24 protein-coding genes and 1 riboswitch are annotated in these 23,840 nt (G+C 45.1%); of the genes, 3 read left to right on the top strand and 21 right to left on the bottom strand.

What is annotated here, in order from left to right; all coding sequences use genetic code 11:
* Positions 1-97 precede the first annotated feature (97 nt).
* The gene (gene pdhA / locus MHB82_RS18485; RefSeq protein ID WP_095286477.1) at positions 98-1,165 is read right to left on the bottom strand and encodes a pyruvate dehydrogenase (acetyl-transferring) E1 component subunit alpha; all 1,068 of its coding nucleotides are present in this window, start codon (positions 1,163-1,165) and stop codon (positions 98-100) included.
* Between the two features lie 255 nt (positions 1,166-1,420).
* Between pdhA and MHB82_RS18490 the strand changes: the two genes are divergently transcribed.
* Complete coding sequence (locus MHB82_RS18490) at positions 1,421-2,155, top strand: alpha/beta hydrolase (RefSeq protein WP_095357397.1); 735 nt, start codon at positions 1,421-1,423, stop codon at positions 2,153-2,155.
* A 145-nt stretch (positions 2,156-2,300) separates the two neighbouring features.
* Here the strand turns inward: MHB82_RS18490 and MHB82_RS18495 are convergent, their stop codons facing one another.
* Both MHB82_RS18495 and MHB82_RS18500 read right to left on the bottom strand, forming a co-directional pair.
* Positions 2,301-2,771: a low molecular weight protein-tyrosine-phosphatase gene (locus MHB82_RS18495; protein ID WP_095357396.1), complete on the bottom strand. Its 471-nt coding sequence runs from the start codon at positions 2,769-2,771 to the stop codon at positions 2,301-2,303.
* Positions 2,772-2,773: 2 nt separating this feature from the next.
* Positions 2,774-3,442 (bottom strand): trimeric intracellular cation channel family protein, encoded by a 669-nt coding sequence (locus MHB82_RS18500; protein ID WP_095357583.1) that lies wholly within the window; start codon positions 3,440-3,442, stop codon positions 2,774-2,776.
* Between the two features lie 168 nt (positions 3,443-3,610).
* Here MHB82_RS18500 and MHB82_RS18505 point away from each other — a divergent pair, with 168 nt between their 5' ends.
* Together MHB82_RS18505 and MHB82_RS18510 are read left to right on the top strand one after the other, a co-directional pair.
* Positions 3,611-4,252 (top strand): thiamine diphosphokinase, encoded by a 642-nt coding sequence (locus MHB82_RS18505; RefSeq protein WP_095357395.1) that lies wholly within the window; start codon positions 3,611-3,613, stop codon positions 4,250-4,252.
* Between the two features lie 286 nt (positions 4,253-4,538).
* Positions 4,539-5,039 carry a C40 family peptidase gene (locus MHB82_RS18510; RefSeq protein ID WP_095357394.1) on the top strand — a complete coding sequence of 167 codons (501 nt, stop codon included), beginning with the start codon at positions 4,539-4,541 and terminating at the stop codon, positions 5,037-5,039.
* A gap of 140 nt (positions 5,040-5,179) precedes the next feature.
* On the opposite strand, the gene MHB82_RS18515 is transcribed toward MHB82_RS18510, so the two are convergent.
* The 18 genes from MHB82_RS18515 to MHB82_RS18600 all read right to left on the bottom strand — a co-directional run bounded on the left by MHB82_RS18515 (position 5,180) and on the right by MHB82_RS18600 (position 23,838).
* The gene (locus MHB82_RS18515; protein ID WP_341175554.1) at positions 5,180-5,878 is read right to left on the bottom strand and encodes a response regulator transcription factor; all 699 of its coding nucleotides are present in this window, start codon (positions 5,876-5,878) and stop codon (positions 5,180-5,182) included.
* Between the two features lie 160 nt (positions 5,879-6,038).
* Positions 6,039-7,088, bottom strand: a complete 1,050-nt coding sequence (locus tag MHB82_RS18520) for a ThiF family adenylyltransferase (protein WP_341175555.1) — start codon at positions 7,086-7,088, stop codon at positions 6,039-6,041.
* Positions 7,085-7,852 carry a thiazole synthase gene (locus MHB82_RS18525; protein ID WP_341175556.1) on the bottom strand — a complete coding sequence of 256 codons (768 nt, stop codon included), beginning with the start codon at positions 7,850-7,852 and terminating at the stop codon, positions 7,085-7,087. Before MHB82_RS18525 ends, MHB82_RS18520 begins: the two co-directional genes overlap by 4 nt.
* A gap of 3 nt (positions 7,853-7,855) precedes the next feature.
* Positions 7,856-8,059 carry a sulfur carrier protein ThiS gene (thiS, locus tag MHB82_RS18530; RefSeq protein WP_095357390.1) on the bottom strand — a complete coding sequence of 68 codons (204 nt, stop codon included), beginning with the start codon at positions 8,057-8,059 and terminating at the stop codon, positions 7,856-7,858.
* Positions 8,056-9,288, bottom strand: coding sequence for a glycine oxidase ThiO (thiO, locus tag MHB82_RS18535; RefSeq protein WP_341175557.1), 1,233 nt, complete (start codon positions 9,286-9,288; stop codon positions 8,056-8,058). Before thiO ends, thiS begins: the two co-directional genes overlap by 4 nt.
* A 29-nt stretch (positions 9,289-9,317) precedes the next feature.
* Entirely contained in the window at positions 9,318-9,944 is a 627-nt protein-coding gene (locus MHB82_RS18540; protein ID WP_341175558.1) for a thiamine phosphate synthase, read from the bottom strand.
* A 242-nt stretch (positions 9,945-10,186) separates the two neighbouring features.
* Positions 10,187-10,296, bottom strand: a riboswitch (TPP riboswitch).
* 104 nt (positions 10,297-10,400) lie between these two features.
* Positions 10,401-11,951 (bottom strand): ribosomal protection-like ABC-F family protein, encoded by a 1,551-nt coding sequence (gene abc-f / locus MHB82_RS18545; RefSeq protein ID WP_341175559.1) that lies wholly within the window; start codon positions 11,949-11,951, stop codon positions 10,401-10,403.
* A 137-nt stretch (positions 11,952-12,088) separates the two neighbouring features.
* Complete coding sequence (locus MHB82_RS18550) at positions 12,089-13,084, bottom strand: hypothetical protein (RefSeq protein ID WP_110823274.1); 996 nt, start codon at positions 13,082-13,084, stop codon at positions 12,089-12,091.
* Entirely contained in the window at positions 13,071-13,622 is a 552-nt protein-coding gene (locus MHB82_RS18555) for a hypothetical protein (RefSeq protein ID WP_110823276.1), read from the bottom strand. The genes MHB82_RS18550 and MHB82_RS18555 overlap by 14 nt, the downstream gene beginning before the upstream one ends.
* A complete protein-coding gene (locus tag MHB82_RS18560) occupies positions 13,619-14,017 on the bottom strand; it encodes a hypothetical protein (RefSeq protein ID WP_095357384.1) in 399 nt (132 codons plus the stop codon). The genes MHB82_RS18555 and MHB82_RS18560 overlap by 4 nt, the downstream gene beginning before the upstream one ends.
* Positions 14,018-14,033: 16 nt before the next feature.
* Positions 14,034-14,519, bottom strand: coding sequence for an ABC transporter permease (locus MHB82_RS18565; protein WP_095286462.1), 486 nt, complete (start codon positions 14,517-14,519; stop codon positions 14,034-14,036).
* 64 nt (positions 14,520-14,583) lie between these two features.
* Complete coding sequence (locus MHB82_RS18570; RefSeq protein WP_341175560.1) at positions 14,584-16,368, bottom strand: hypothetical protein; 1,785 nt, start codon at positions 16,366-16,368, stop codon at positions 14,584-14,586.
* A gap of 268 nt (positions 16,369-16,636) precedes the next feature.
* Positions 16,637-18,463: an ATPase, T2SS/T4P/T4SS family gene (locus MHB82_RS18575; RefSeq protein ID WP_341175561.1), complete on the bottom strand. Its 1,827-nt coding sequence runs from the start codon at positions 18,461-18,463 to the stop codon at positions 16,637-16,639.
* A 7-nt stretch (positions 18,464-18,470) separates the two neighbouring features.
* A complete protein-coding gene (locus tag MHB82_RS18580) occupies positions 18,471-19,301 on the bottom strand; it encodes a hypothetical protein (RefSeq protein ID WP_341175562.1) in 831 nt (276 codons plus the stop codon).
* Entirely contained in the window at positions 19,298-20,011 is a 714-nt protein-coding gene (locus MHB82_RS18585) for a hypothetical protein (protein ID WP_095357380.1), read from the bottom strand. The genes MHB82_RS18580 and MHB82_RS18585 overlap by 4 nt, the downstream gene beginning before the upstream one ends.
* 75 nt (positions 20,012-20,086) lie before the next feature.
* The gene (locus tag MHB82_RS18590; RefSeq protein ID WP_095357379.1) at positions 20,087-21,103 is read right to left on the bottom strand and encodes an SAF domain-containing protein; all 1,017 of its coding nucleotides are present in this window, start codon (positions 21,101-21,103) and stop codon (positions 20,087-20,089) included.
* A 30-nt stretch (positions 21,104-21,133) separates the two neighbouring features.
* Entirely contained in the window at positions 21,134-22,609 is a 1,476-nt protein-coding gene (locus tag MHB82_RS18595; RefSeq protein WP_341175563.1) for a serine/threonine protein kinase, read from the bottom strand.
* A gap of 179 nt (positions 22,610-22,788) precedes the next feature.
* Positions 22,789-23,838 carry an SAM-dependent methyltransferase gene (locus MHB82_RS18600; protein ID WP_341175564.1) on the bottom strand — a complete coding sequence of 350 codons (1,050 nt, stop codon included), beginning with the start codon at positions 23,836-23,838 and terminating at the stop codon, positions 22,789-22,791.
* Positions 23,839-23,840: the final 2 nt, after the last annotated feature.

A 23,840-nucleotide genomic window follows, 5' to 3' on the forward strand; every position in this document is an offset into this window, starting at 1 on the left:
TTTCCTCCTTAAACATTGACAGTTCACATTTGAATTCATACATGTATACCGAGACACCAGAGCCGGCGCCGGATGTTTATGCTTTATCGGAAAAAACTTATTGGAAATCAGCTTTTTGCTCTTCCAAGTGCTTAGGCGTTTGTTCGAACATGCTGTCGATCAAGCCTGAAATCGTCATTTTCTCGGTTTTTTCCGCTTTTTTGATCTCTTCATTTACTTTAGCTTTTGCTTCTTCTTTCACACGAGCTGTATCTTCTTCAGTCCAAAGACCTTTTTTCTCCAGATACTTAGCGAAACGTGCGATTGGATCTTTTTCGCTCCACTCCGCCTCTTCTTCTTTTGTACGATATTTGGAAGCATCGTCAGAAAGGGAGTGAGGACGGAAACGATAAGTTACCGCTTCAATCAATGTAGCGCCTTCTCCGTTACGTCCACGTTCAGCAGCTTCCTGAACCGCTTTGATAACAGCGAAGATGTCCATACCGTCAACTTTAACACCTTTGATACCTGCTGCTACCGCTTTGTGAGCGATGGACAGAGCTGCTGTTTGTTTAGCAAAAGGAGTTGTGATGGCATAACCATTGTTTTGTACGAAGAAGATAACTGGCAGTTTGTATACACCAGCGTAGTTCAGACCTTCATAGAAGTCACCTTCAGAAGAACCGCCATCACCTGTGTACGTAATAACAACTTGCTTTTGTTTCTTCAATTTATAACCCATAGCAATACCCATTGCGTGCAGAATTTGTGCACCAATGATGATTTGTGGCATCAATACGTTAACGCCATCAGGAATTTGTCCACCATGTTGGTGTCCACGGGAGTACAAGAATGCTTGATAAAGAGGAAGCCCGTGCCACACGAGTTGCGGAATATCGCGATAGCCTGGAGCAATAAAGTCTTCTTTCTCAAGTGCAAACTCACTACCAACCATTGTTGCTTCTTGTCCAGATACTGGAGCATAGAAACCAAGACGACCTTGACGGCCCAGGTTTACTGCACGGTCATCCCAAGTACGGGTAAATACCATGCGATACATAATTTCTTTTAATTGATCGTCGGAAAGTTTAGGCATCATGTCTTTGTTTACAATTTCGCCGTCAGGAGACAGCACGGACAGAGCTTCTACATCCTCCGTATACACTTCATAAGGAACCTTGCTCATTTTTTTCTTCACCTCAACAAAAAATTTGAATATCAAGTTCCGCTGTTATAATATTATTATACACCTGTTTCACTGCATACGTCAAAGATATCCGTAATTTTTTTATGTTTCCTACCGGATTGTATGTATAACAGGGGCTTAATATTGGTATAACAGCATAATACATGATTGCGTGTTTGACCTATCCCCGCACCAGGTTAATCTTACCGTATTGCGCGGACGAATGCAAAAATAAACCGAGAAAGGTGACGTTTTATGACGGATTCCCGCTATTTGAAACGTACGATTGTAAAGGAAGAAATCGATAGCCGCTATCTTGGAGAGAAGCGCACACTTCGAATTTATCTTCCACCCGGCTATAACGAATTACTCAGCTACCCTGTCGTTTATTGTCAGGACGGCGAAGAGTTCTTCAACTTTGGTCGTATCGCTACGACTGCCAACCGTATTATTCTGGATGAGGGTGCTGAACCTTTCATTATTGTAGGTGTTCAGGTTGATGTTTCTGTTCGAACCCAGGAATATGCTCCATTTGGTAATCGATTCAAAGCATATACCTCATGCTTTGCTGAAGAGATTATTCCCTTTATTGAAGAGAAATATCCGGTAAGACGCTCTCCACAGGAACGCTTGCTCGCTGGCGATTCACTTGGTGGCAGTGTTTCATTGCATCTGGCCCTGCTCTATCCAGATCTGTTCACACGGGTAATCAGCATGTCAGGAGCCTTCTATTCTGCCTCCCAGGAAATCTATGCAGCTGAAGAAGACTTGTCCTGGCTATCCATCTGGATGATCGTCGGTTTACAGGAAACTGCCTTTGAGGCGGATACCGGCACTTATGATTTTGTTCAGCTAAACAGGGACACACGTGATTTGCTGGAAAAACGCGGTGCTCACGTCTCTTATCGGGAAAAGGATGGTCATCATCAATGGGGATTTTGGCAAAAGGAACTGCCTGAAGCCCTGTTATATTTCTTGCAAGAGAAATAGTGTGCTTCATATTATAAGCGGCTGTATTGGCCGCTATTTTTTATTTCTATTTGATAACGCTTACAAAAATCTTCTTAAAAAAAGCAGGAATCTCCTGCTTGTCTATAACCTCATTTTATTGAAACAAATCCTGTACCTATTCGGATTAGGCAAGAGAATGATCTTTTTGAATTTGCTCCAAAAGTACATTGCAACCCGCTTCGACCAGCTTGTACACTTCTTCGAAGTTACCTGTAAAGTACGGATCCGGCACTTCCCGAAGGGATTCATTCGGCAGAAGGTCCATGAATTTCATAATATCCGCCTCTGCTCCGCCAGTTATCTTACGCACATTCGCAATATTGGAATCATCCATGCAGACAATATAATCAAATTGGTTAAAGTCCGCACTTCCGAATTGCCTAGCAGCCATGTCGGCATAGGAAATTTGGTACGAATCAAGCAGCTTGCGCGTTCCTTCATGCGGAGGCTTGCCAATATGCCAATCTCCTGTGCCAGCAGAGTCCACCTGAATCTGGTGTTGAAGCCCTCTCTCCTCTATCTTGTGACGCAATACCGCCTCGGCCATAGGTGATCGACATATGTTACCAAGACAAACAAACAAAACACGAACCATGATTACTCCCCCTTGCTTAACGTACGCTTAAGCGCTGACTGTGAAGGCTGTGATGGAGCTGCTTCTGCGCTCACCAAGGAACGGCGAGGAAGCTTCCATTTATAATGTACAGAACACATCCGGAAAAATACCACTGCTGCAAAACATATCAACAGTCCCATATTCGAGGTAAACCATCCCATACCTATAACAAATCCGGCTGTCATAGCCCATACCGCATAGATTTCGTCGCGGAGTACTAGTGGCTTGCGGCCTGCAAGCAAATCACGAATAATTCCACCGCCGATCCCCGTCAGTACTGCAGCAACGATTACCGCGCTGATGGGATGTCCCATATTAGCAGCATACAGTCCACCTTGGATGGCAAACGCCGCCAGTCCGATCGCATCAAACAGCGCTTCTGTTCTCTTCCAGTGACCGATCCACTTCAGAGGAAGCAAGAACGCTACAGCAACTGATACCAGTGCTAGCATAATTAGTCCACCCTGACTCCAGAGCGTAGTGACAGGCACCCCAATCAGTACATTACGAACAACCCCGCCACCAAAGGCGGTCACCAGCCCCAATACGAGCACGCCCAAGATGTCATATTCCTCTTCCATTGCCACGAAAGCACCAGACATTGCAAAAGCAACGGTGCCTATAATGCTGAACACTTCAAAAATGTGCAAGTCCAACCTGTTCAAACCTCACTTTTCAAGTCATCTCCATGTCGCTCTACCCATTGTATCCGCGAGGACCAAAATTGTGCAACCACATTTTGTGTTTTATACTGAGAGCATTCGTGAATACTGTGAAATGATGTTATACGTTCTACATTAATAGAAAGGATGAATGGAATGACTACGAAACGCATTGTGATTTTTACAGGCGGGGCTCTCTCTCCTCAATTTCTCAAAGAAATTAGACAGGATGATATGGTTATCGCAGCCGATCGCGGAGCTCTGTATTTAATTGAACATGGCGTAAAGCCTCATATAGCAGTTGGAGATTTCGACTCCATTACAGAGCAGCAATGGCAAATGGTGCGTGAAAACAGTGAGCGCATGATCACGGTTGATCCTATCGCAAAAGATTGGACAGACACTGAAATGGCCTTTGAGACGGCACTAGAACACGAACCCACCCATATCCTGATGCTTGGAGCTACGGGGACTAGACTGGACCACACCTTGGCCAATGTACATATTATGGTTCGTGCTATGCAGCATCATATCTTCTGTACCATTCAGGACGAACACAACTATATGATGCTGACAACATCAAAATTAGAGGTGGAGGACCGGGGGTATGAATACATTTCCTTACTGCCCCTCACTCCAGAAGTTACGGGTATTACATTAGATGGCTTCTTGTATCCTCTTGATCAAGCTACCATACGCATGGGACAATCTTTGGGGATAAGCAATAAACTGCTTGGATCATCAGGAACTGTATCCATAGACAGTGGATTATTACTTATCATACAGAGCAAAGATTAACCTATATCCTCGATAGTTATTACGTTTTTGTAACCTGAAAAATGTACGTAATATAAGATCAAAACTAGAAAAGACCCTTGATAATCAAGGGTCTTTTCTAGTTTTCTGTCCAAACATATAAGTCAACGATTAATTTTTTGACATTTTTAATTATTTTTTAATAAAGAAACCCAAACCTAGGCTGTACAAGGGATTATAGCAGTTTATCCAATTTCTAGGCTGTTACAAACCTGTTATACTCGCTTTAGCAACTTAACGAAAACGAATTTTGGAGGTAACAAACAACATGAAAACAAACATCTTAGTCCAAAAGGCCGTAACCGTCGGGTTGTGCGCTACATTAGGTTTTGGAGCTGTATTAATGACAAATGCACCTGTTGCACAAGCAGCAACTGCATCCGTATCTACTGGACAACAAATCGTAAACTACGGCAAAAAATTTACGGGAACACCATATAAATTTGGCGCGTCAACGTCCACTACGAAAAATTTTGACTGCTCTTCTTTTATGAAATATATCTTTAAGAAGTATGGTGTAGATTTGCCACGTACGTCTGTAAAACAATCCAAAGAAGGTAAGGCTGTATCGAAGGCTAACCTGCGTGTAGGAGATCTGGTATTCTTCTCGAGCGGTAGTCGTTCCACAGGTTCAAACATTACTCACGTAGGAGTATACGCTGGCAATGGCAAAATTCTGCACACTTACGGCTCTCCTGGTGTAACCATCTCGGATTTGAATTCCGGTACTTGGAAAAGAACATATATTAAAGCTCGCCGCGTACTGTAGTTATACTCTAATATATACTATAGACAGGCAGTTGGGACCGGATCTTGGATCCGGTCCTTTTATATTTACCCAACTTTCTAAGGATTACAAACAGGCGTATTTTGGTAATTTAACGTCATATTTATACTGGGAGTCATTCATTAACTGGTATGAAGCATGTAGCCGATGCCGCGTACGGTATGAATCAGTTTAATATCTCTCCCTTTATCTACCTTAACACGCAAATGTTTAATATATACGTCCACTACATTGGTATCCATCGCAAAATCATACCCCCACACTTCCCTTAGAATTGCACTCCGCGTACACGCCTCATTCACGTGCCTGGCCAAAAATTCCAGCAGTTCATACTCTTTTGGTGTCAACATGAGATATTCCCCTGCACGGCTTACCCTGCGTGAACGCAGATTCACTTTAAGATCATGCACGACGATAACCTCCTCATCCGTTCGGGCTGCATTCGAGAAGACGCGGAGCAAATTTCGAATTCTCGCCATCACGATTTTCCACTGAAACGGTTCAACAATGACATCATTCGCGCCTTGATCAAGCCAAGCCACTATCTGTTCAGGGGTTGCGTGAGATGCTATGACGATAACAGGAACAATGCCTTCCTTTTGCTCCATTAGCCATTGCAGTTCCTCCACTATGGAAGTGTCACGCTCGTCCTGATTTTCAACCACCCCGATGATCATAGTGCAGGTTCCAAGCCCAGAGTCCTGTTCCTGATACAGCTCTTCCCAAGTAATATCAGAAACGGAGTAACCTTCGGCACACAACACTTCCATGTAAACGTTCGTTCGATCCTCTGCACCAATCAGTAAAATGGACGTTTTCATCTCGATTCACCCGGCCTGTCTCAAACCGCTGTCAAGGTGTAGGATGACGCATTCGATCCTCATTTTTCACCAGAAGGACAGCAACCTGTTGTTTGCTTAGCATGCCGTAAAACGAAAAAGTCCATTCCCCTATAGGGAACAGACTCGAGAAATTAATCATTTAGCCAAAGTATCGATGTACGAGTGTACGAGCTTCTGCAGTATCTTTTGTACCATGAACCAAAACACGTCCATCCTGAAAAATCACCAATCGATGCGCCCCTGTCGTAAAAGAGATCAGGAACGGATTAACTTCAACTGGTCCTTCATCAAGCCTCCTCAGACGCTCAGCCGTATCTTGAAGATTCAGCTTCATGGAGCGAGAAGGACGAATCTGAACCGTATCCCTACCGCATAACACATCGGTTTTCTCCAGATTGGCAGCGGAAAGGTAAGGATAGGAAGCGGTATTTCCACAGGAAGGACAATCTGCTTTTTTGGCCCCATCCACATTTATGGATATGTACTCATTCCGCCATACATCAAAAGACAACAGCTTACGCCGCAGCGCACCTTCATTACCGCTAAGAAGCTTCATCGCTTCTGCAGTCTGGTTCGCCGTTACCATCTGCACAGCCTGGGGTATAATCCCCGATGTATCGCAAGTATCTCCGCCAAGCGGTACCTCTCCAAGTAAACAGTTCAAACAAGGAGTATCCCCGGGCAGGAACGTATACGTGATACCATAACTCCCCACACACCCCCCATAAATCCAGGGAATGCGGTACTTCTGGGACATGTCATTAATCAGCAGCCTTGTATCAAAATTATCCGTGGCATCCATGATAAGATCTGCATTTTGAATGAGATCCTCCAGCTCGTCTGCACGGACATCCATCACCTTGCCTTCAATGACAATCGAAGAGTTGATATCGAGCAGGCGTTTTTGGGCTGCCATCGCTTTTGGCATTCGCTGAACTGCATCCTGTTCAACATAGAGCTGCTGTCGCTGCAGGTTGCTCCATTCCACATAGTCCCGGTCCGCAATGGTAATGTGTCCAATACCTGACCTGGCGAGCGTCTCTGCAATGCCAGTTCCCAGTGCACCTGCCCCCACGATAACAACCCTGCTGTTGTTTAGTCTACGCTGACCTTCTTTGCCAAACGGAGCATATCGTTCCTGTCTCGAATATCGATCACTTTGCTCCGTTGAATTTGTTTCTTCTATCATGTATGAACCATTCCTTCCGCCGGACTGCTGGCTGCCGCATAACGCTTAACGGGTATCATGCCTGCTTCATAAGCAAGTCTTCCTGCCTCAACTCCCATTCGCATTGCTTTTGCCATTTTAACTGCATCCGTTGAACCGGACACCGCCGTATTCAGCAGCACACCATCCGCCCCCAGCTCCATGGCATAAGCAGCATCTTTGGGGGAACGCAATCCCGCATCCACAATTACAGGAACAACCGCTTGTTCTATTATGATTTCCAAATTGTATGGGTTGATAATGCCTCTTCCTGCTCCGATCGGTGAGGCACCTGGCATGACTGCATGAACCCCGAGCCGTTGAAGCCGTTTGGCTAAAATCACATCATCCGAGATATAAGGCAGTACGATGAATCCTTTTTCCAACAAGATCTCGCAGGCCTTGTACGTTTCGATTGGATCAGGCAGCAGTGTGACTCCATCTCCGATCACTTCTACTTTTATCATATCACAAAGTCCTGAGGCACGGGCAAGTTCAGCGGTTCGGACGGCCTCTTCTGCAGTGGAAGCACCCGCGGTATTAGGAAGTAAAGTGAATCTCTTCAAATCGAGTGTATCAAGGAAGTGGCGTTTATCCCGCTCTTCCAAGTTCAGGCGTCGAACGGCAAAAGTCAGCACTTCGGTTCCTGAAGCTTCTACCGCTTGACTCTGTATATCCAAATCGTCAAATTTGCCCGTACCCAACAACAATCTGGAAGAAAATGAATGATGTCCTACCTTCAGCATATATTAACCGCCTCCCACAAAATGTACGATCTCAATTCGGTCTCCGTCTCTTAATACGGTCGATGCATGGTGCTCCCTCATCAAAATCTGACGATTTAACTCAACCACCACAGTTTTTACCTGCAAATTAAAAGATTGCAGCAGCTGATCCACATGATTCAAATCGTCATTAATGTTCATGCTCTGCCCGTTTACGATGATGTTCACTGCATAATCTCCTTTCTGCTCAAACGCTCCGGACTCAATTCATCAATGCCAAGTTCTTCCGAAGAATGGCCAGCAATCAAATCAGCCATCAGACTGCCGGTTATTGCGCTCAGTAAGATGCCGTTTCTGTAATGTCCAAATGCTGCATATAGCCCAGGTACGCTTTTACAAGCTCCCAGATAAGGCAAACCGTCAGGAGTCGCTGGTCGAACCCCTGCCCAAGCACGGATAAACTGGGCTTGCTGAATTCCAGGGACCCAGCCTGCTGCGGATGCAAGCAGCTTTTGAATACCTTCAACAGTTACATCACGATCCGAGCGCCCTGGTAAACTGGTTGCTCCGATCCAGACTTCGCCGTTTGCTTTGGGGACAATGTATACATTATCTGCATAAACCGTCTTGTCAGGTCTGTAATCTGCATCATGTTTCGCATATTGTATTGCAGCAATTTCACCTTTCACCGGAAGAGTGGGCAGGTTAAGACCCACCTGTTTCAACATCTCTCCACCTTGTAATCCAGCTGCGACAACAACATGCTTACACGTTAATCTTCCAATCGACGTTTCCATACCCTGGACTCCACTCGAATCCGCAGTTAGACTTACATTCTGTACACCTTCGATTAATTTGGCCCCCATTGTTTGAGCTGCGACCGCATAGGCACGTGCCAAATTGACAGGAAGAAGTTCACTTTCTGAAGCTCTATACAGAGCCCCGAAAGCTTCCTTGCTTATCCATGGGGCTTCACGTTGAAGATTGGAATGATCCCACCAAATTTGCTCTGTAAGCAAATCTGTACTTTTTCTGGTATCGCTATACTTTTTCATCTCGTCTTCATTCCGAAATGGTGTAATAAATCCATTCTGCTGCAAGCCAATTTCAATGCCGCTTAGTCGTTGAATCTGTTCTTTTTGCTGATGCAGTCGTTTTCTACTTTCATATGCTAGTTTTGACATCACAGTAGTATGAAACGTCTCGCTGTCTGCAGCTAACATGCCCGCTGCGGCAGAAGATGTCTCACTTGCAATACGCGCACGCTCGATTAAAATTACTTCTTTACCTCGTGAAGCTAGCTCATACGCGATGGCACAACCTATAACGCCGCCTCCCACCACTATCGTTTCCGCATGAAGCTTGCCACGAAGTTCTCCACGTATTTGGGCCGTAAAAGCAGCTCCATTTCGGTAAAGGCTGCCACTTCGTCTTCGACCTCTTGCTTCTCCGCTCATTCATTCACCTCCGCGATTCGTTCTTATTTCTATCGTTCAATAGCCTGCCTCAAGGCTGCTGCTGCGCTTTGCGGATTATCGCTAGCCCAGATAGATGATATTACTGCCGCACCACTTGCTCCAGCTGCACGTACAGCAGCTATGTTTGCCGGTTCAATGCCGCCAATGGCAATTACGGGAATGGAAACGCCTGAACATATTTCAGACAGGGCGGATAGCCCTCTCGGCTTGATCCCAGGTTTACTGCTGGAGGAAAATACATGACCATAAAAGAGGTAATCTGCTCCGCGTTCTTCAGCTTCTCTAGCTTCGTGAAGAGAGTGAACAGAAATGCCGAGACGAAGTCGATCGCTTTTGTTCAGGCTGCTGCCTTGAATAGTCGTCATATTGGACTGGCCCCAATGAACCCTCTGAATTAATACATGCTTTTCCAATTCATTCAGCTCACATAGACCATTGATCACGATCCTGTCAGATGGAATTCCTGCGTACAGCAAACTATACGCCCATTGAATTTTTTGTTCGGTGGTTAGATGTTTCTCCCGGATGTGAATATAGTCAAGCCAGGGCCATACATCCGTTGCAATCTTCACAAAACGTTGTTCATCCCCTATGCCCGGTGAAACAGCATGCAGTTCAAACGATAATGAATTCACAAGTTTCTTAGAGATATCCGTTTGGTTTCACCTTCCCTGCTGTCAATATGTAAGCACAAAAAAGCCACTCCCGTAGGGAGTGGCCGCGATAACATGTCAAGTTAGTTAAATGAGCTTTACATGCCAGTTGTCAGGTATACAAGCTATAAACCATAGCCTTGATATATACGAGATATCTTCATGCTCCACTCGTGAGCATTCACATTCGCTGCAAAATCGAATATTAATTTGCCCATATCATTAACTAAAACGCGCCACTTCCCTACGCTGGTATAATCCAGATCAGGTGCAAAGGGTCCGGAATCGCATTATTCCATCTCAGCCGCAACGAGCGGCCCCCCTAGTGATCATATGAAGTTGTAGCCTATGTTACCATAGTCACCTTTTTTTGTCACCGTTGATTTCTCAAACTCATGTTGATGTTTGATTGTAGAGTACTTCATTGCTCCACAACAACTAGTTTTTCTCAGACCAGGCTTCGACGTCCCATGTCTTGGTGACCCAATCCTGATAAAATTCAGGTTCATGCGAAACGAGCAATACTGTACCTTTAAACTCTTGCAGAGCTCGTTTTAGCTCCGCTTTTGCTGTTACATCCAGGTGGTTTGTCGGTTCATCAAACAGGATCCAATTGCTTTCACGCATCAGAAGCTTGCACAAGCGAACTTTCGCTTGTTCTCCCCCACTCAGTGCACTCAGCGGGCGAGTGATGTGCTCGTTTTTCAAACCACATCGGGCCAGATGCCCTCGTACTTCGTTCTGCGTCAGGTGAGAGAATTCGTTCCACACATCTTCAATCGGCGTAATATTGCCCGCACGGACCTCCTGTTCAAAATAAGCTGTCTCCAGATAATCCCCCAGGAACGTTTTACCGCTAATTGGAGGTATCTTTCCCAGTATGGTTTTAAGAAGTGTCGACTTACCTACACCGTTACATCCGACAATGGCTATTTTCTCACCACGTTCGATTGTCATTGTCATTTTAGGCAGCAAAGGGTAGGAATAACCAATCTCAAAATCAATTCCCTCGAATACTGTTTTGCTGCTGGCACGGGCATCTTTGAATTTAAATGTCGGTTTTGCTGCTTCATCCGGGCGATCGATTCGTTCAATCTTGCCCAGCTGCTTCTCACGGCTTTTAGCACGTCCGGAAGTGGAGGCTCTTGCCTTGTTACGCTGAATAAAATCTTCCTGTTTCTTAATATATTCCTGCTGTTTCTCATAGGCATCGATATGTTGTGCTTTTTGCATATCGGCCATTTCAAGAAACTTATTGTAGTTGGCAGCATATCGCGTCAATTTAGCAAATTCCAGATGGTAAATGACGTTAACGACTTCATTCATGAACTCCGTATCATGCGAAATCAGGATAAATGCATACGGGTAATCTTTTAAATATCGCGTTAACCATTCGATGTGCTCAACGTCCAGGTAGTTCGTTGGCTCGTCCAGCAAAAGAGCCGTCGGTTTCTCGAGCAACAACTTGGCGAGCAATACTTTGGTCCGTTGTCCCCCGCTTAGAGCAGCGACGTCACGATCAAGCCCAATAGCGGATAATCCAAGGCCATTCGCCATTTCTTCCACTTTTACATCAATCAAATAAAAATCGCCCTGCTCAAGCTGTTCCTGGATTTCACCCATTTCTTCCAGCAGTTTTTCAAGCTGGTCTGGGTCTGCATCAGCCATCTGGTCTGTAATGACCAACATTTCTTTTTCCAGTTCAAGCAGGGGAAGGAAGGCATCTTTTAAAACGTCACGGATTGTTTTGCCAGGAGTCAGCTTGGTATGCTGATCCAAATATCCGTACCGGACTTTTGGTGTCCACTCTACTTTCCCGCTATCTTTCAGCAATTTTCCGGTCAAAATATTCATTAAAGTGGACTTTCCTACACCATTTGCTCCGACCAGGCCTACACGCTCTCCTGCAAGTAAACGAAAAGATACATTTTTAAATAACGTGCGGTCACCAAAATTGTGACTGACGTTCTCTACTGACAATAAACTCATGAGATGAGGTTGCTCCTATCTATTTAACATTACTTTTTTTCGGTATTGTTTATACCGGTCAAGTTCTGAACTGAAACCCTATTTTAGCACAGGACCTGCCTTTTCTGAAAGCAATGTAGTAGGCTCAGCAGTCTTACTTAGTGAACAACCTTGTTAATGTAACAATTCCCCTCAAAATACCCCGCAGCCGCGGCCTGCTTCGCATCTGTAAAAACTTCTTCAGCTCGGAAGTTATTTTTACATGTTGCTGGATAATAATACTTTATGCCGGTTGAAGGTTCTATCCCTCCAATGACTGCTGTTCTTTTAACCAACCTTCCTCCGCCGATGGCATAGGTGTTTACCTTGAGGCTTCCTACAGGCAAGCCCTGAATAAATGCCATGATCCCCGTATCATTAATCGTATTGTACCAATCCTCCTGAGAAATAAGAGGCAGGGTAAACGTATAGGATATCCCGTTTCTTCTTGCAAACTCATTATGCCGATTAATGACTTCGGCAAGATTCTCCTGCACGCTCATGATGATACGAGTTTGTCTGACCTGCTCAAACGAATTTGAATTTTGCAGCAATGGAATTCCACTAGTTGAAGCGAGTTCCCTTTGAAAACCTTCAATCCATTTATCCTGAACGGCATCATAAGCATATACATAACCGTCGAGTGTAAAATTAATGCTGCTGCCGTCTGAATCTGAATATGTATAGGGCATTTTAGGACTCCATACCTGGTGGTACGAATCATCAGTCTCACCCGTCATCTCTGCTTCCTTAGCTAAGATATAATAACCATCGTAATCCAGTACAACTATGGCTGGTATGTAATCAAACAGTGCTTGTATCGCCTTTGGATCGTCATGTATACCCATATTCAAGGCCATCGTCTGAGTGAATGTCTGAAGCGCCAGTTCCTTATCGGCCTTTACGAATTTGGTGGAATCATACCCTGCCTCACTGTTTTGCTTCTCATTCTGGTGCATTACGTTTCCTGCGTCCAATACAGCTGTTTGGAGGGCCGATCTATACCTTTGATTAAGAAGCTGAGCTTCATCCGCATCATGAGTATTCCGAGAAACCATCCAAAGAAAGGGTAGAAATACTAGAACAAACACAATGGACAAATCAGTAATCTTCATTGAGAACCATGCCTCCATAAGTGGTAAACACTGCTGCTGCAGGAGCCGTACCATTCAGCCACTCGCGAATCAGCATGGCTGGTGTCCGGTTGGTATTTTTAAGTGTAATCGTGAAAAAGTCACCCATGGTCAGTGTGTATCTACGAAGCGGATCATCGGCTGCGTACGTGCCTGAGACAGGGAACAATTTTTCCAAGATTTGCGCTGAGTAATATGCATCCTGTACCGTCTCATACGTTCCTGTAAATGTACCTTGATCCATAGGATCTGTGTAGTGAGGAACATATTTTTTGTGCAGATGCTCCATGGTAATCTCGTAAACATTGCCTGTTCGCGCCAGCTGTTCTTCAAATTCGGCATACATCCCAGGAGAGATATAACCTTTCGTTCTGACTGAATCCACAAAACGGGTAACCGTCTGATATGTGACCATTCGCGCTATATCGTCTTGGCGATCTGCCGTTTCCGCAGTCGGATATACATATAGCAGAAGTACTGCCAGCATAACTGCTAGCAGCTTGGATACAGCATTTATCAATTGATACTGGCCTCCCTCCAAAATGCAATTCGAAGCAATCCCCCGCTATCATCTCTTACAAACTCCGGTTTATAGGAAGCAATCACGTCAACAGGTATGGACGCACTTCGGTTGATAAGCGGGTCTATCGTATACGTTTTCCCGTCAACCTGCACTTCGACTGCTGTACCCGTCATTTGTCTAACCGTATGTAACACCTCGGCTCCGCTGTAACGAAGGGGTTTGCTTATTTTTAATGTTGTATTTATTCTTCCTTCCATGTCTTCATTCGTGTGCACGCTGGAACTCAAAGCACTGGACAATAAGCTAACGCTTTGTTGTCCATACAGACAGGCTGTTACAAACAGGACAATGGCGGTACAAAACAACATGAGTTGCTGTGTATTCTGGGACAATGGAAACCAACTCCTGTCAGGATTGCTGGAAGATTAGTCCTCTCACCACATTTGATTTGTCTTTAACGATAACGGCCTTGAACTTTCCACTTGGGTTGACATATTGATTGTCCTTTTCGCTCATCGTCTGATTAATACTGCCTACTTTGTTATCCGGAGCAACAACTGAACCGTAGTCCGCATTATTGATATCCTGAGAAATATTCAACTCATTGCCATACCACTGACCACCCTTGTTTTTTCCTGTAATGACCTGGATACCAAATTGATCCTTGTCCGCATACTTACGCAGGGCGTTTGTAACTTGGGAGCCACTGATCGTGGTCCCGTCATACACCGTAAATGCTGCCTGAGACAACTCTGTCTGAATATCCGCAAAATTGTTTTGCGCTGTTTTGGTTGCCTCCTGAGCAGAAATAAACAGCAGTACCACAATCGTAATAAGGGCAATCGTCAAAAAGATCCCTGCGGCTACCTTTAAAGCACTTGAAGCATTGTTCATGTTAAATCCTCCTAAGTTTTGATAAATAAATGTATATCAGTCTGAACAGGTTCAACCTGAACCGCTACAGTTTCTGAATTTGTTCATAATAAATGTTCATTTGCAGGAAGCTCATACCAACAAGCGGGATCACCAGATAGAGAAAAATAAGGGCATACATCGGGGTAAAGCCAATCATTCTGCCCCATGAGGCTTTCACATCTATCATTCTGGTATACTCCTGCTTCCGCTGATCGAAATAAAAAGCCATCATGCTGTCCAGATCATCAAACGCTTCCCGGATCGAAATTTTACCGAGTGCAAGCTGCAGTTTGTCCACCAGACGCTGAAATTCAGGCAACCCTGCATCCTCTTTCAGCTGCTCAAGTGCATTTTCTGGTCCATGTTCAAAGTGCAGCAGACATTTTTGAAGGGGTCGTTTGAAAATGACGGCAAAACGATTGAGCCATTCCAAAATCTCTTCAACGGACATCCGGTCCATCTCACGCAGAATGGAGATCACCGTCTGATATTGGTAAATTTCATGCTTCATGTCCATACTTCGCATTTTACGCTGGAACATCATGAGCCATATGGGCATGTAATATCCGGCCGCGCCAATAAAGATGGCAATCAACAGCTCCCACCAGTGCAAATACTGCTTGTTGTATATTTCGAGCTTTTGAATAATGCGCAGACTCGTTTCAGTTTGTGTATCAGAGTCTAGTGGGTTGGAGGAAATCTGTTGTAACATGTTAAACACGTCATCATAACTAGTTCCACGTTTCATGTCTAACCGCTCCATTACCTCTCGGTCCAAAGCTGTTTTTTCGGCAGCCTGCTTCAGTTCCGCATCGGCCATCACTCCAAACATGCGGTCATCTCTCACCGGATCGTATAGAACATGATTTCGTTCAATATGATGAAGCAGTAATATGCAACCGATAGCCAGTGTAAAAGAGCACACAAACAACATCAGTCTGCGGATCGCCAGCCACTCGTATTTTAATTCAGCGCTGCTCTCCCTCATTAACCTTACGGTCTGGGTATAATTTGTACTCCCTGGTTTGGCAGCAAACAACATGGCCAATTTACGAATGTATTTTTGGTTATACAAAAAACGGTCCATGAAGGAAGGTTTGTGCCCTGATCGGAATCGCGTTTCATCGTAATGCTGAAGTCTCTGCAACAGCAAGTAGGCCAAAATAATGATGATATAGATTGATATTTTGGTTATAAATCCAAGCTTGCTGCGGTAAAACTCATCCATGGTCGGGAAACTGCCTCTCGCCCAGCGTTCAATGGGAGCCGTAAACAATACCGGAGCCAGCGCAATCATATTCAATCCTTTTAAAAGGTAATCCAACTTGTCACGTCGCAAAATTTCGAGGTGAATTTCCTGAGTCAGGTTTCCCAAACCTTTCAGGTATATTGAACCTTGAGCCCTGTCCTTGTCCCCAAACTCCATCACCATATAGGAGATGCCAGCAAAAGCCTTCAGAAAGCGATTGGGGGCTATCTCGTAATACCTCTCCAGCGCTTCATTGGGATCTGGTGAAGTCAGTGCCTCATAGATTAGCAGCACCTGATCAGCTGCTTCACCCACTCCAGCTTCTCCAGCTTCATAGAGTGCTTCTTCGATCATTCCGTGCTGGTGGTATCGATGTCGCACGTCCGCAAACAGATCCAACATTTGGACCAGCAGCCGTTTCTCTATGCGATTCAGCCACAAGTCCACGACAAGACTATGAATTACGACAGCGCAAAGTACAGACAAAATGAAGAAAGCAATCCCTGGTTGCATTAAGAACAGCACGATACTAATACTTCCGTATCCTCCCGCAACAATCAGAACAACAGTCATGGTCATACATCGTAAAGATGCTTCGTCTCCAACATGTCTGAATGAAATCCGCTTCTGAATTAGATAGATGTAAGATGCCAAAATCGGCACCCTCGTACCCCAGCGATAGGACTGCAGCAGAAATGACCTCACCCAGACCGTTGGATTAGCAACAGGAGTTGTTCCAGGAACTCTACCGCTTAAGCCCTTCCCCCTCTTTTGAAAGAATTGGAGAGTCAGGAGGGTAATCACGAGCCCGGAGATACATATACCCAGCAAAAGGATAAGCCACGATTTAGTTGTCATGCATATCACCCCAGTGCCGCTCAATAAACTGTTCAAACTGCGATGCATCGTGCAATGTCATTTGGTCCCGCATATCCATGATGCAGCTAGGTGACAGGGGAGCGGTTACCACATATTCGCCGTCCTTGTATTCAATGACATTCCGAAAAGCAAACCCTGCCCGTTCTTCCACACTGTCTACCTGATCAGCACGAGGCAAGCACTCTGTAATTCGCTCTATGTATCTGCGTCCTTCGGGATCCTTTTTCATGTGCACATCAAAATTGATGACACTGACGACCTGTTCCTCAGCAATGTGCTCATGTTGAAACATGCCTGTTTTGAGCAAAGAGTTGCGGAGCGAGAATACCAGATCCCGGAATGTCTTGGCATGGTGGGTAAACAGAGTGAACAAACTCGCCACCTGCGACATTTGAATCATCCAGGCAGCAACCTCATCACTCGCAACCTCTCCCAGTATGTTGACTGTTCCATCTGTTTTTTTCTGTAAATCCAGTCCTTGTTGACCTGAAATATGTTCCGTCTCCCGGAAGCTCAAAATATTACGACGACTGTAGATTCGACGCAGCTGCAGCTCGAATGCCATTTCTTGTACACGCAGGGTGTATGAGGCATAGATATGCTTGACCATCGCCATTAGGAGCGTCGTTTTACCAGAGCCCTGAGCACCAGTCACAGCTGTAATACGGCTTCCTTTCATGAGGTACTGCAGCAATGTGATTGGCAGTTCGGCATTGCTCCCGGTTATTAATTGCTCAAGCGACGCATTGGGAATATCGAATTTCCGGACAAAAAACGCCCATGATTCTGCAAAGGGAGGCCGTACCACAACTACACGTGAGCCATCCTTCATTTCGTTAACCTTATATCCATTCGCTTCAGATAATTGACCAGGATAGTTATATTTATAAATATTCTGACAAACCCTCTTCAGCTCGCGTGTACTGCCAAACGATAAAAATGAAAGATGGATCGACTTCCCTTTGTAAAAAATCCAAACACTTTCCATACCACTTAGCGGAACGTCAACGGGTGTATCCTTCAAGCCGTCTTCCAACAAATCATTCCAGGAAGCCGGGTGCTTAACTCCGATATCCTGCATGGCATCCAGCATACCGCTAACCCCACCGCTAACCCCGTCAATTCGCTGGTCTCTGATTTCATCTACAACCGAGAAGCCTTTGTAATGTTGGTATATCCGCTGGACGATAATATCCGTTTTTTCTCTAAATCCGAGTTCACGGTATTCGCATTCAAATACATACCGGATATCTTCCTCGGAAACATAATATCCGCCGCCATCCTCAGCACCATCCTCCAATCGGAGTCTGCCCAGATCGTAAGTGTCAATCAAGCGTGACAAGGCATCGACGCCGAACTGCTGTCGGTACAGGTAAAAGACAATTTCAAACTGGTCTTGAACGGATAACAGATCGGGTTCCGCAAAAAGGATGACTTCATCCACATTGGTTTTATTCAGACCTATGTTTCGAGTAAGTAAGTCAGCGATCAGGTTCTTTACATAGGTTTTGTCACTTATGCTGCCAGAGACGCAGCCTTTCAGCGCTTTTCTCATCTCGGCACGCTGATTGATTCTCCTGCGATATTCTTCTTCATGAAGACCGATATCAGCAAGCTGACTATGACTTAATTCATGCAGCGAGTTCTTCACCTGTTCAGTTAGCATTTCAATCGTAAATGCCTCACGTTCAGGAGTTCCTGCATTTTTTTGCCGATGGAATGATTTCGTTTTGATCCAGATGTATGTCAAAAGAGCTATTACAATAAAACTGATCCCTATCATATTCCAGAGCATTGGAGGTTCAGGCTCCCCTTTCCAGCCTTTTCAGAACAGTACGCATACCTGCACCGTCCATAATCAGGCGAGCAAGTTCAGCCATACTGGCGGCCATGCTCCCTTTTCGAAGATCTCTACTGTCACTCAATCCTTCAAGCTGCAGATACGTAGCCGTATCCTTCCGATTCACAGCATCCAGAAATGCAGTCGTATAAGGCACAATGGATATGGATCCTTTGTACCGGAAACGTCGGCGAATGTTGTTAAGAGTTGCCCTTGCTTGCGGATCATACTTGCTTATGACAACATGCATGTTTTGGTTACTTAAGTTATCAGGTTTGATGTGTTCAAAAAACAATTCCAGATCCCGCATATTTTGTGTCAAATTCACCACAACATAATCAGCTTGAGCCAGTAGATCGGTCGCATCCATTCCCTCACGGTCCACATCCAGCAAAACCATATCGTAGTACTCATTCGCCACTTCCAGCAGCGCTTTCAACGTTTCAATATGTTCATTGGGCGTACGTTCCATCTGGTTAATTCTTCCGGTCAATAAATCCAATCTATCCCGTAATAGTGGCTTCGCGTAATCTTTCAAATTATGCTTGTTGAGGCTTCCACTTATATGTAATCGTTCTACTGCATCCCAACCACCCTCTTCAAATCTGAACAGACTGTCAGCCTGCCCTAATTCCATAGATGGTAGCGGAGCTTCAATACCACTGCCGACTGGACCTGTGTTCACTAATAAAACTCGGGTCCTGTATTGAAGTGCCATGGCGTAGGCGCTAATAACTGCACTGGACGTACTACCCGAGCCTGCAAAAGGACTCCAAAACAAAATGTTGCTCATGCTCTCATCCTTTCCGCTTCCTTAATCGCTCGGCGACTTCGAACACTTTCCCATCCAGTCAATTGTTCGAACAAACGACATAGTGATTTTTTGTAACTCCGGGATAAAGGCCCTAACCGCACCCGGCGATGATGTTCATTTTCCAATTTCACCGCAGCAGTGAGTTCATCCCATGGAAGTATCAAAGATTCGCCTGTCCAAACAAAAGGACTTCCTTCCAGATAGGCCCATAGGTAACGTTCTTCCAATTTGCAGTCAACTGCATTAATCAGAATGCGCTGAAATGAAAGCTCTGTTGGTAAAGACTGCTCTTCAAGAAGCCGCCTCAACCAGCCTTTTCCTCGTTCCAAATTGTAACGTTCATAATCACTCACCCAGACTCGAATATCAGCCGTGAGCCATAATTCTCTAGAGGCGAAATGGGAGGTTTCCATGTCATACAAGACATAATCATAAGAGTCCAACCCTTCTCCACTAGCCTCCAGATGACTCTCAACCGCGGCCGAAGTTACAAAGTGACAGGCCATATCAAAACCCTCAAATTCAGTGATAGCCAGAGAATGGTGTCCTTCTCCAACCCCATACCCATACTTTTGCTGTAAGGTTCCGTCAACCAGTAACACCCGCTTTCCTGAAGTGGCTAAAATTTTGCACAGATATAACATAAGATCATTTTTTTCACATAATCCAGCGAAAATCCAAGTTTGCACGTGACACTCAGCCCCTTTCCTTTGAAGCATTAGTTCGTTGTTATAAGCATTATATTTTTACATTTTGAATGTCTACTACTCTCCTCCGGTCAACAGGCTTTTCTGTTCATCCGTATATGCGGAAGACTCCGTGGATTGATTGTTTACATTTGTCGTTTGCTGATTGCTTCCTGATCCGTCATTCCATATGACTTCGTCCGAACTATTGTTAGAGCGAGGTCTGCTGTTATGGGAAACGGATGATTGTGCAACATCTTGCTCAACACTTTGGGAGGGCGCTGTCATGGAAGCAGCCAGAGAACTCTCAAGGGAACTCCGTACCTGTCTCGACAACTCCTGTTCTGCCCTTCGAACAATGTTCGGGTCACTTTCAAGCAGTTTCAGCACTTCACTATTGGCAGGGTACGTTGGAATTGCAGCTGTCTGGAACTGAGGCTCAACATACGTTAGTGCATAGATTGAAGCTTTATGTAAATAGGCATCTACAATTGCGCTGGACAGCGACAGAATCTCTTCCTCGGTCATGGTAATCCACAACGTCGCTTCATTTAGGCGCTCTACTTTCTTCTTGGACAGAAGGATATAGTCCTGACCTGTTGGAAATTGGATGCGAACGTCTATATTATCGCCTTGTGCAAGTGAAGTGGGTAATAAAACGACCTGCAGTTCACGATTTCTTAGATCTGGCGGTGCTGGCGTGTCTTCATAAACCATTTCGGTTGTTATGGCTGTTCCTTTTTTCAGTTCTATTTTGGCTACTTGCCCATCCATCTGTTTGGTGCTGGACCATAAATTACGTGGTGCTTGAGCATCAGGTACTGCGATAAGCTTAATATCCTCGGGTAAGATCGGTTCTCCTGCTTCAACGTCGCGTACCGTTACCCAGCCTTGTGCTCCTGTGTTCCATTGCTGCAGCAGCTCAGCCTCTTTTTGTTCGTAAGCTGAAGCATACTGGGACTCCATTTCAGATTTGGTATCATTCATTGTAATCACGTTGTAGATGACATATCCCCCGAATAACAATCCTACTGCTCCCGCACCAGTTAGTCCGGCATATATCATTTGTCGGCTTTGTTTTCTTAATTTGGACAAAAAATGCTCTCCTCTCACAAGCTCCTCTAATCATGATTTTATTCTTCTTGCAAAAAACGAACGCTTCTTGGGCTGCTGCCCGATCAAATGATTCAATATATGGGCTAATACCTTGTCTGTCTGAGGATCCCTATCAAAAGGATCAATGTGCAATGGAAGTCCGTACACACTTGATGTATTCAGTGTTCTACGTACACGCTGAACAGCATCTGTCGCTGCAAGCGGCAGACAATAAATCCATTTGTCTTTCGGATAACGATGATGCGAACGAACAAATGCATTAATCTCTTCCTGTTTCCACTCAGCACCTGAGCCTACAACAATAGGCAGGTCTGCTCGCAGAAACTCCTCCAGTCGATTCTGATCCTGACCACTACCCAGATCCATTACGATAAATTGGTAGCTGCCACCCAGCAGAGACAAAATATCTGCTCGTCCGGACTGTTTCCAATAGTGCACTCCGTCTACTGCAAACTGTCTGCCTGCCGATAATGGCTTCCCGGCTTGGGCAACTTGCTGAATCCTTGCAAACGATTGGGAGCGCGGCGACATCTCGATGACCGCCACCTTAAACTGTTGTCTCTCCAAGTAATGGCTAATGGCTATGGCGGTATGCGTAACCCCTACACCGGAAGATGCACCTGTCAGAGCAATAACTCTAGTTCCACCGCTAATTGTCAATATTGTCGATTCATTACTCTCCGTTATTCCAGGTCTTCGAAGCAGTTCTTTGCGGACTTCATCGGCAGATTGGAAACGTTCCTCAGGGTTCTGTCTCAACAATCGCCGTACAACCGGAATGTAAGTGCGAGGTACATCACTGCGTATGGAACTTTCAACGCCTTGTATCCATTCTGTATACGTACCACCCGTCATAAGGTAAAGCAGCAATGCACCGAGCCCATACAAATCCGACCTTGCATCCGTCTGTCCAGTACCGTATTGTTCAGGAGCAGCAAACCCTGCTGTTCCCAGTTTCACCGTATCCTCTGTATGCTGAGCTTTGAAGCTGCGAGCAATGCCAAAATCAATCAACCTGACTTCATGGTCTGGGGTTATCATGATGTTGGATGGCTTCAGATCGCGATAGATCACTGCTGGATTCAGACCATGCAAATAACTGAGCACGTCAAGTAATTGGAGCACAAAATCTGTCATATGTTCGAGGGGGATCTTACCGCGACATTGCTTGTTATAATCACTCAGTGTCTGACCTTCAATGTATTCCATTACCAGGTAAGTATAGCCCTCTTCATCCGGCACAAAAAAATCAACAATCAACGGTAATCTGGGGTGCCTGAGTGAAGTCAAAAGAGCAGCCTCCGTCTCCATACTCGATTCGTAAGGTAACGTAGCAACACTTTCTTTTATCGCCCAGGTCTTACCTGGCAACTTCATATCTTCTGCCTTATATACGTGACTCATCCCACCTGTACCCAGTACGGACTCGATTCGATATCGTTCTCCCAGCAGGCTCCCATGTTCCAGCCTCGCCGGATGTCTCATGTATAATCCTCCTTTCTGCATAACAAAAAAGGGAAAGCTTACCAAAGTGCAACAGTCCGGTTATCCGGACTTGTCCACCTCGGGATGCTTTCCCTTGGATTTATTATGGTTAATATTGGTATCATTATAGTATACGCCACAAGATATTGTAAAGTAGTAAATTTAAAATCTTTACGTGCTTAATATTTAATCATATAAAGTGTTATTTCCTCGCGATTGTGAAACAATTGTTTGGATCGTTGAATCTGCATCCGTGAACGCTCAAACGTATCAATGACTTCCTTGATCAGCGCGAGTGGTTTCTTATGAAGCAATTTTACCGTAACAACCGCTGTTCCACCGGATTGAAGACTGTATAACAAGTCCGAAACGAGTCGGCTCATCAGTTTAGGACTCCAGCTCATGTCACAAACAAGCAGGTCAAATTCACCTTCACGAAACCGGACATCACCTGCATTCTTTTTCAAAAACGTAAGTTTGGGCGATTCCAGAAGTGTGGCATCCATTTTGGCTGGGTCCACTGCTGTGACTTCTAGTCCTCGTTCTAGCAAAAAGGAAGTCCAACCACCAGGGGCAGCACCAATATCAAGCGCTTTGTGAAACGATGCAAAATCGATGCCAAATGTTTGCTCTGCCTCAAGCAGCTTGAATTTGGCTCGCGAGATCTGGCCTTCCTCTTTTTGAAAGCGTACAGCTCCCCCGCTCCAGTCGGAAAGGTTCTGTTCAGGTCGTGATATCCCAGCATACAATGCATCATCTGCCGCAAACACAGAAATAACAGAGTCCGCAGCGCGAACAACCCACTCACAGCCTAGTGTATCCAGCTTTTCGGTCAACCATTGCTTCAATGATGCGGCGTTCTCCAGCCAAAATGAACCTTCCGTTTTACGGACTTGTAGTGCCACTTTGGTTCCGGTCAACTCCGTATGGTTTGTAATAAAGGCAATCAGTTTCTCCATCGCCTGATCAGAATCTTCCGTATTCTCCTGAAACTGAACAGGCTGAATGTGACGTAAAAACGTTGGATTTTCCTCAAGGAGTTTGATCGATACCTCTTCTTCTGTTACCGGTAAGCCGGCAAGAAGCACTTCACCCGGTACAATTACCGTGCTCTTAACAGCACCGAATGTACGGCGCAGTTCTTCCTGAGCATAAGGTGCAAAGCCATGATTGGCTGTGCAGATAAAACGGGAGAAGTTCCCTTCTCCGCTAGATGACTGTGTACTCAACT

Source organism: Paenibacillus sp. FSL K6-2862 (assembly GCF_038005125.1).
GTDB classification, from domain to species: Bacteria; Bacillota; Bacilli; order Paenibacillales; family Paenibacillaceae; genus Paenibacillus; species Paenibacillus illinoisensis_A.

What these genes read in the sequence shown, in the direction of transcription:
- MHB82_RS18565 (WP_095286462.1), bottom strand. Translation starts at nt 14,519, where the DNA reads ATGAACAATGCTTCAAGTGCTTTAAAGGTAGCCGCAGGGATCTTTTTG.
- MHB82_RS18575 (WP_341175561.1), bottom strand. Translation starts at nt 18,463, where the DNA reads ATGCTCTGGAATATGATAGGGATCAGTTTTATTGTAATAGCTCTTTTG.
- MHB82_RS18550 (WP_110823274.1), bottom strand. Translation starts at nt 13,084, where the DNA reads ATGAAGATTACTGATTTGTCCATTGTGTTTGTTCTAGTATTTCTACCC.
- MHB82_RS18515 (WP_341175554.1), bottom strand. Translation starts at nt 5,878, where the DNA reads ATGAAAACGTCCATTTTACTGATTGGTGCAGAGGATCGAACGAACGTT.
- MHB82_RS18525 (WP_341175556.1), bottom strand. Translation starts at nt 7,852, where the DNA reads ATGCTGAAGGTAGGACATCATTCATTTTCTTCCAGATTGTTGTTGGGT.
- MHB82_RS18580 (WP_341175562.1), bottom strand. Translation starts at nt 19,301, where the DNA reads ATGAGCAACATTTTGTTTTGGAGTCCTTTTGCAGGCTCGGGTAGTACG.
- MHB82_RS18595 (WP_341175563.1), bottom strand. Translation starts at nt 22,609, where the DNA reads ATGAGACATCCGGCGAGGCTGGAACATGGGAGCCTGCTGGGAGAACGA.
- abc-f (WP_341175559.1), bottom strand. Translation starts at nt 11,951, where the DNA reads ATGAGTTTATTGTCAGTAGAGAACGTCAGTCACAATTTTGGTGACCGC.
- MHB82_RS18520 (WP_341175555.1), bottom strand. Translation starts at nt 7,088, where the DNA reads ATGATAGAAGAAACAAATTCAACGGAGCAAAGTGATCGATATTCGAGA.
- MHB82_RS18495 (WP_095357396.1), bottom strand. Translation starts at nt 2,771, where the DNA reads ATGGTTCGTGTTTTGTTTGTTTGTCTTGGTAACATATGTCGATCACCT.
- MHB82_RS18505 (WP_095357395.1), top strand. Translation starts at nt 3,611, where the DNA reads ATGACTACGAAACGCATTGTGATTTTTACAGGCGGGGCTCTCTCTCCT.
- MHB82_RS18570 (WP_341175560.1), bottom strand. Translation starts at nt 16,368, where the DNA reads ATGACCATGACTGTTGTTCTGATTGTTGCGGGAGGATACGGAAGTATT.
- MHB82_RS18510 (WP_095357394.1), top strand. Translation starts at nt 4,539, where the DNA reads ATGAAAACAAACATCTTAGTCCAAAAGGCCGTAACCGTCGGGTTGTGC.
- thiO (WP_341175557.1), bottom strand. Translation starts at nt 9,288, where the DNA reads ATGAGCGGAGAAGCAAGAGGTCGAAGACGAAGTGGCAGCCTTTACCGA.
- MHB82_RS18490 (WP_095357397.1), top strand. Translation starts at nt 1,421, where the DNA reads ATGACGGATTCCCGCTATTTGAAACGTACGATTGTAAAGGAAGAAATC.
- pdhA (WP_095286477.1), bottom strand. Translation starts at nt 1,165, where the DNA reads ATGAGCAAGGTTCCTTATGAAGTGTATACGGAGGATGTAGAAGCTCTG.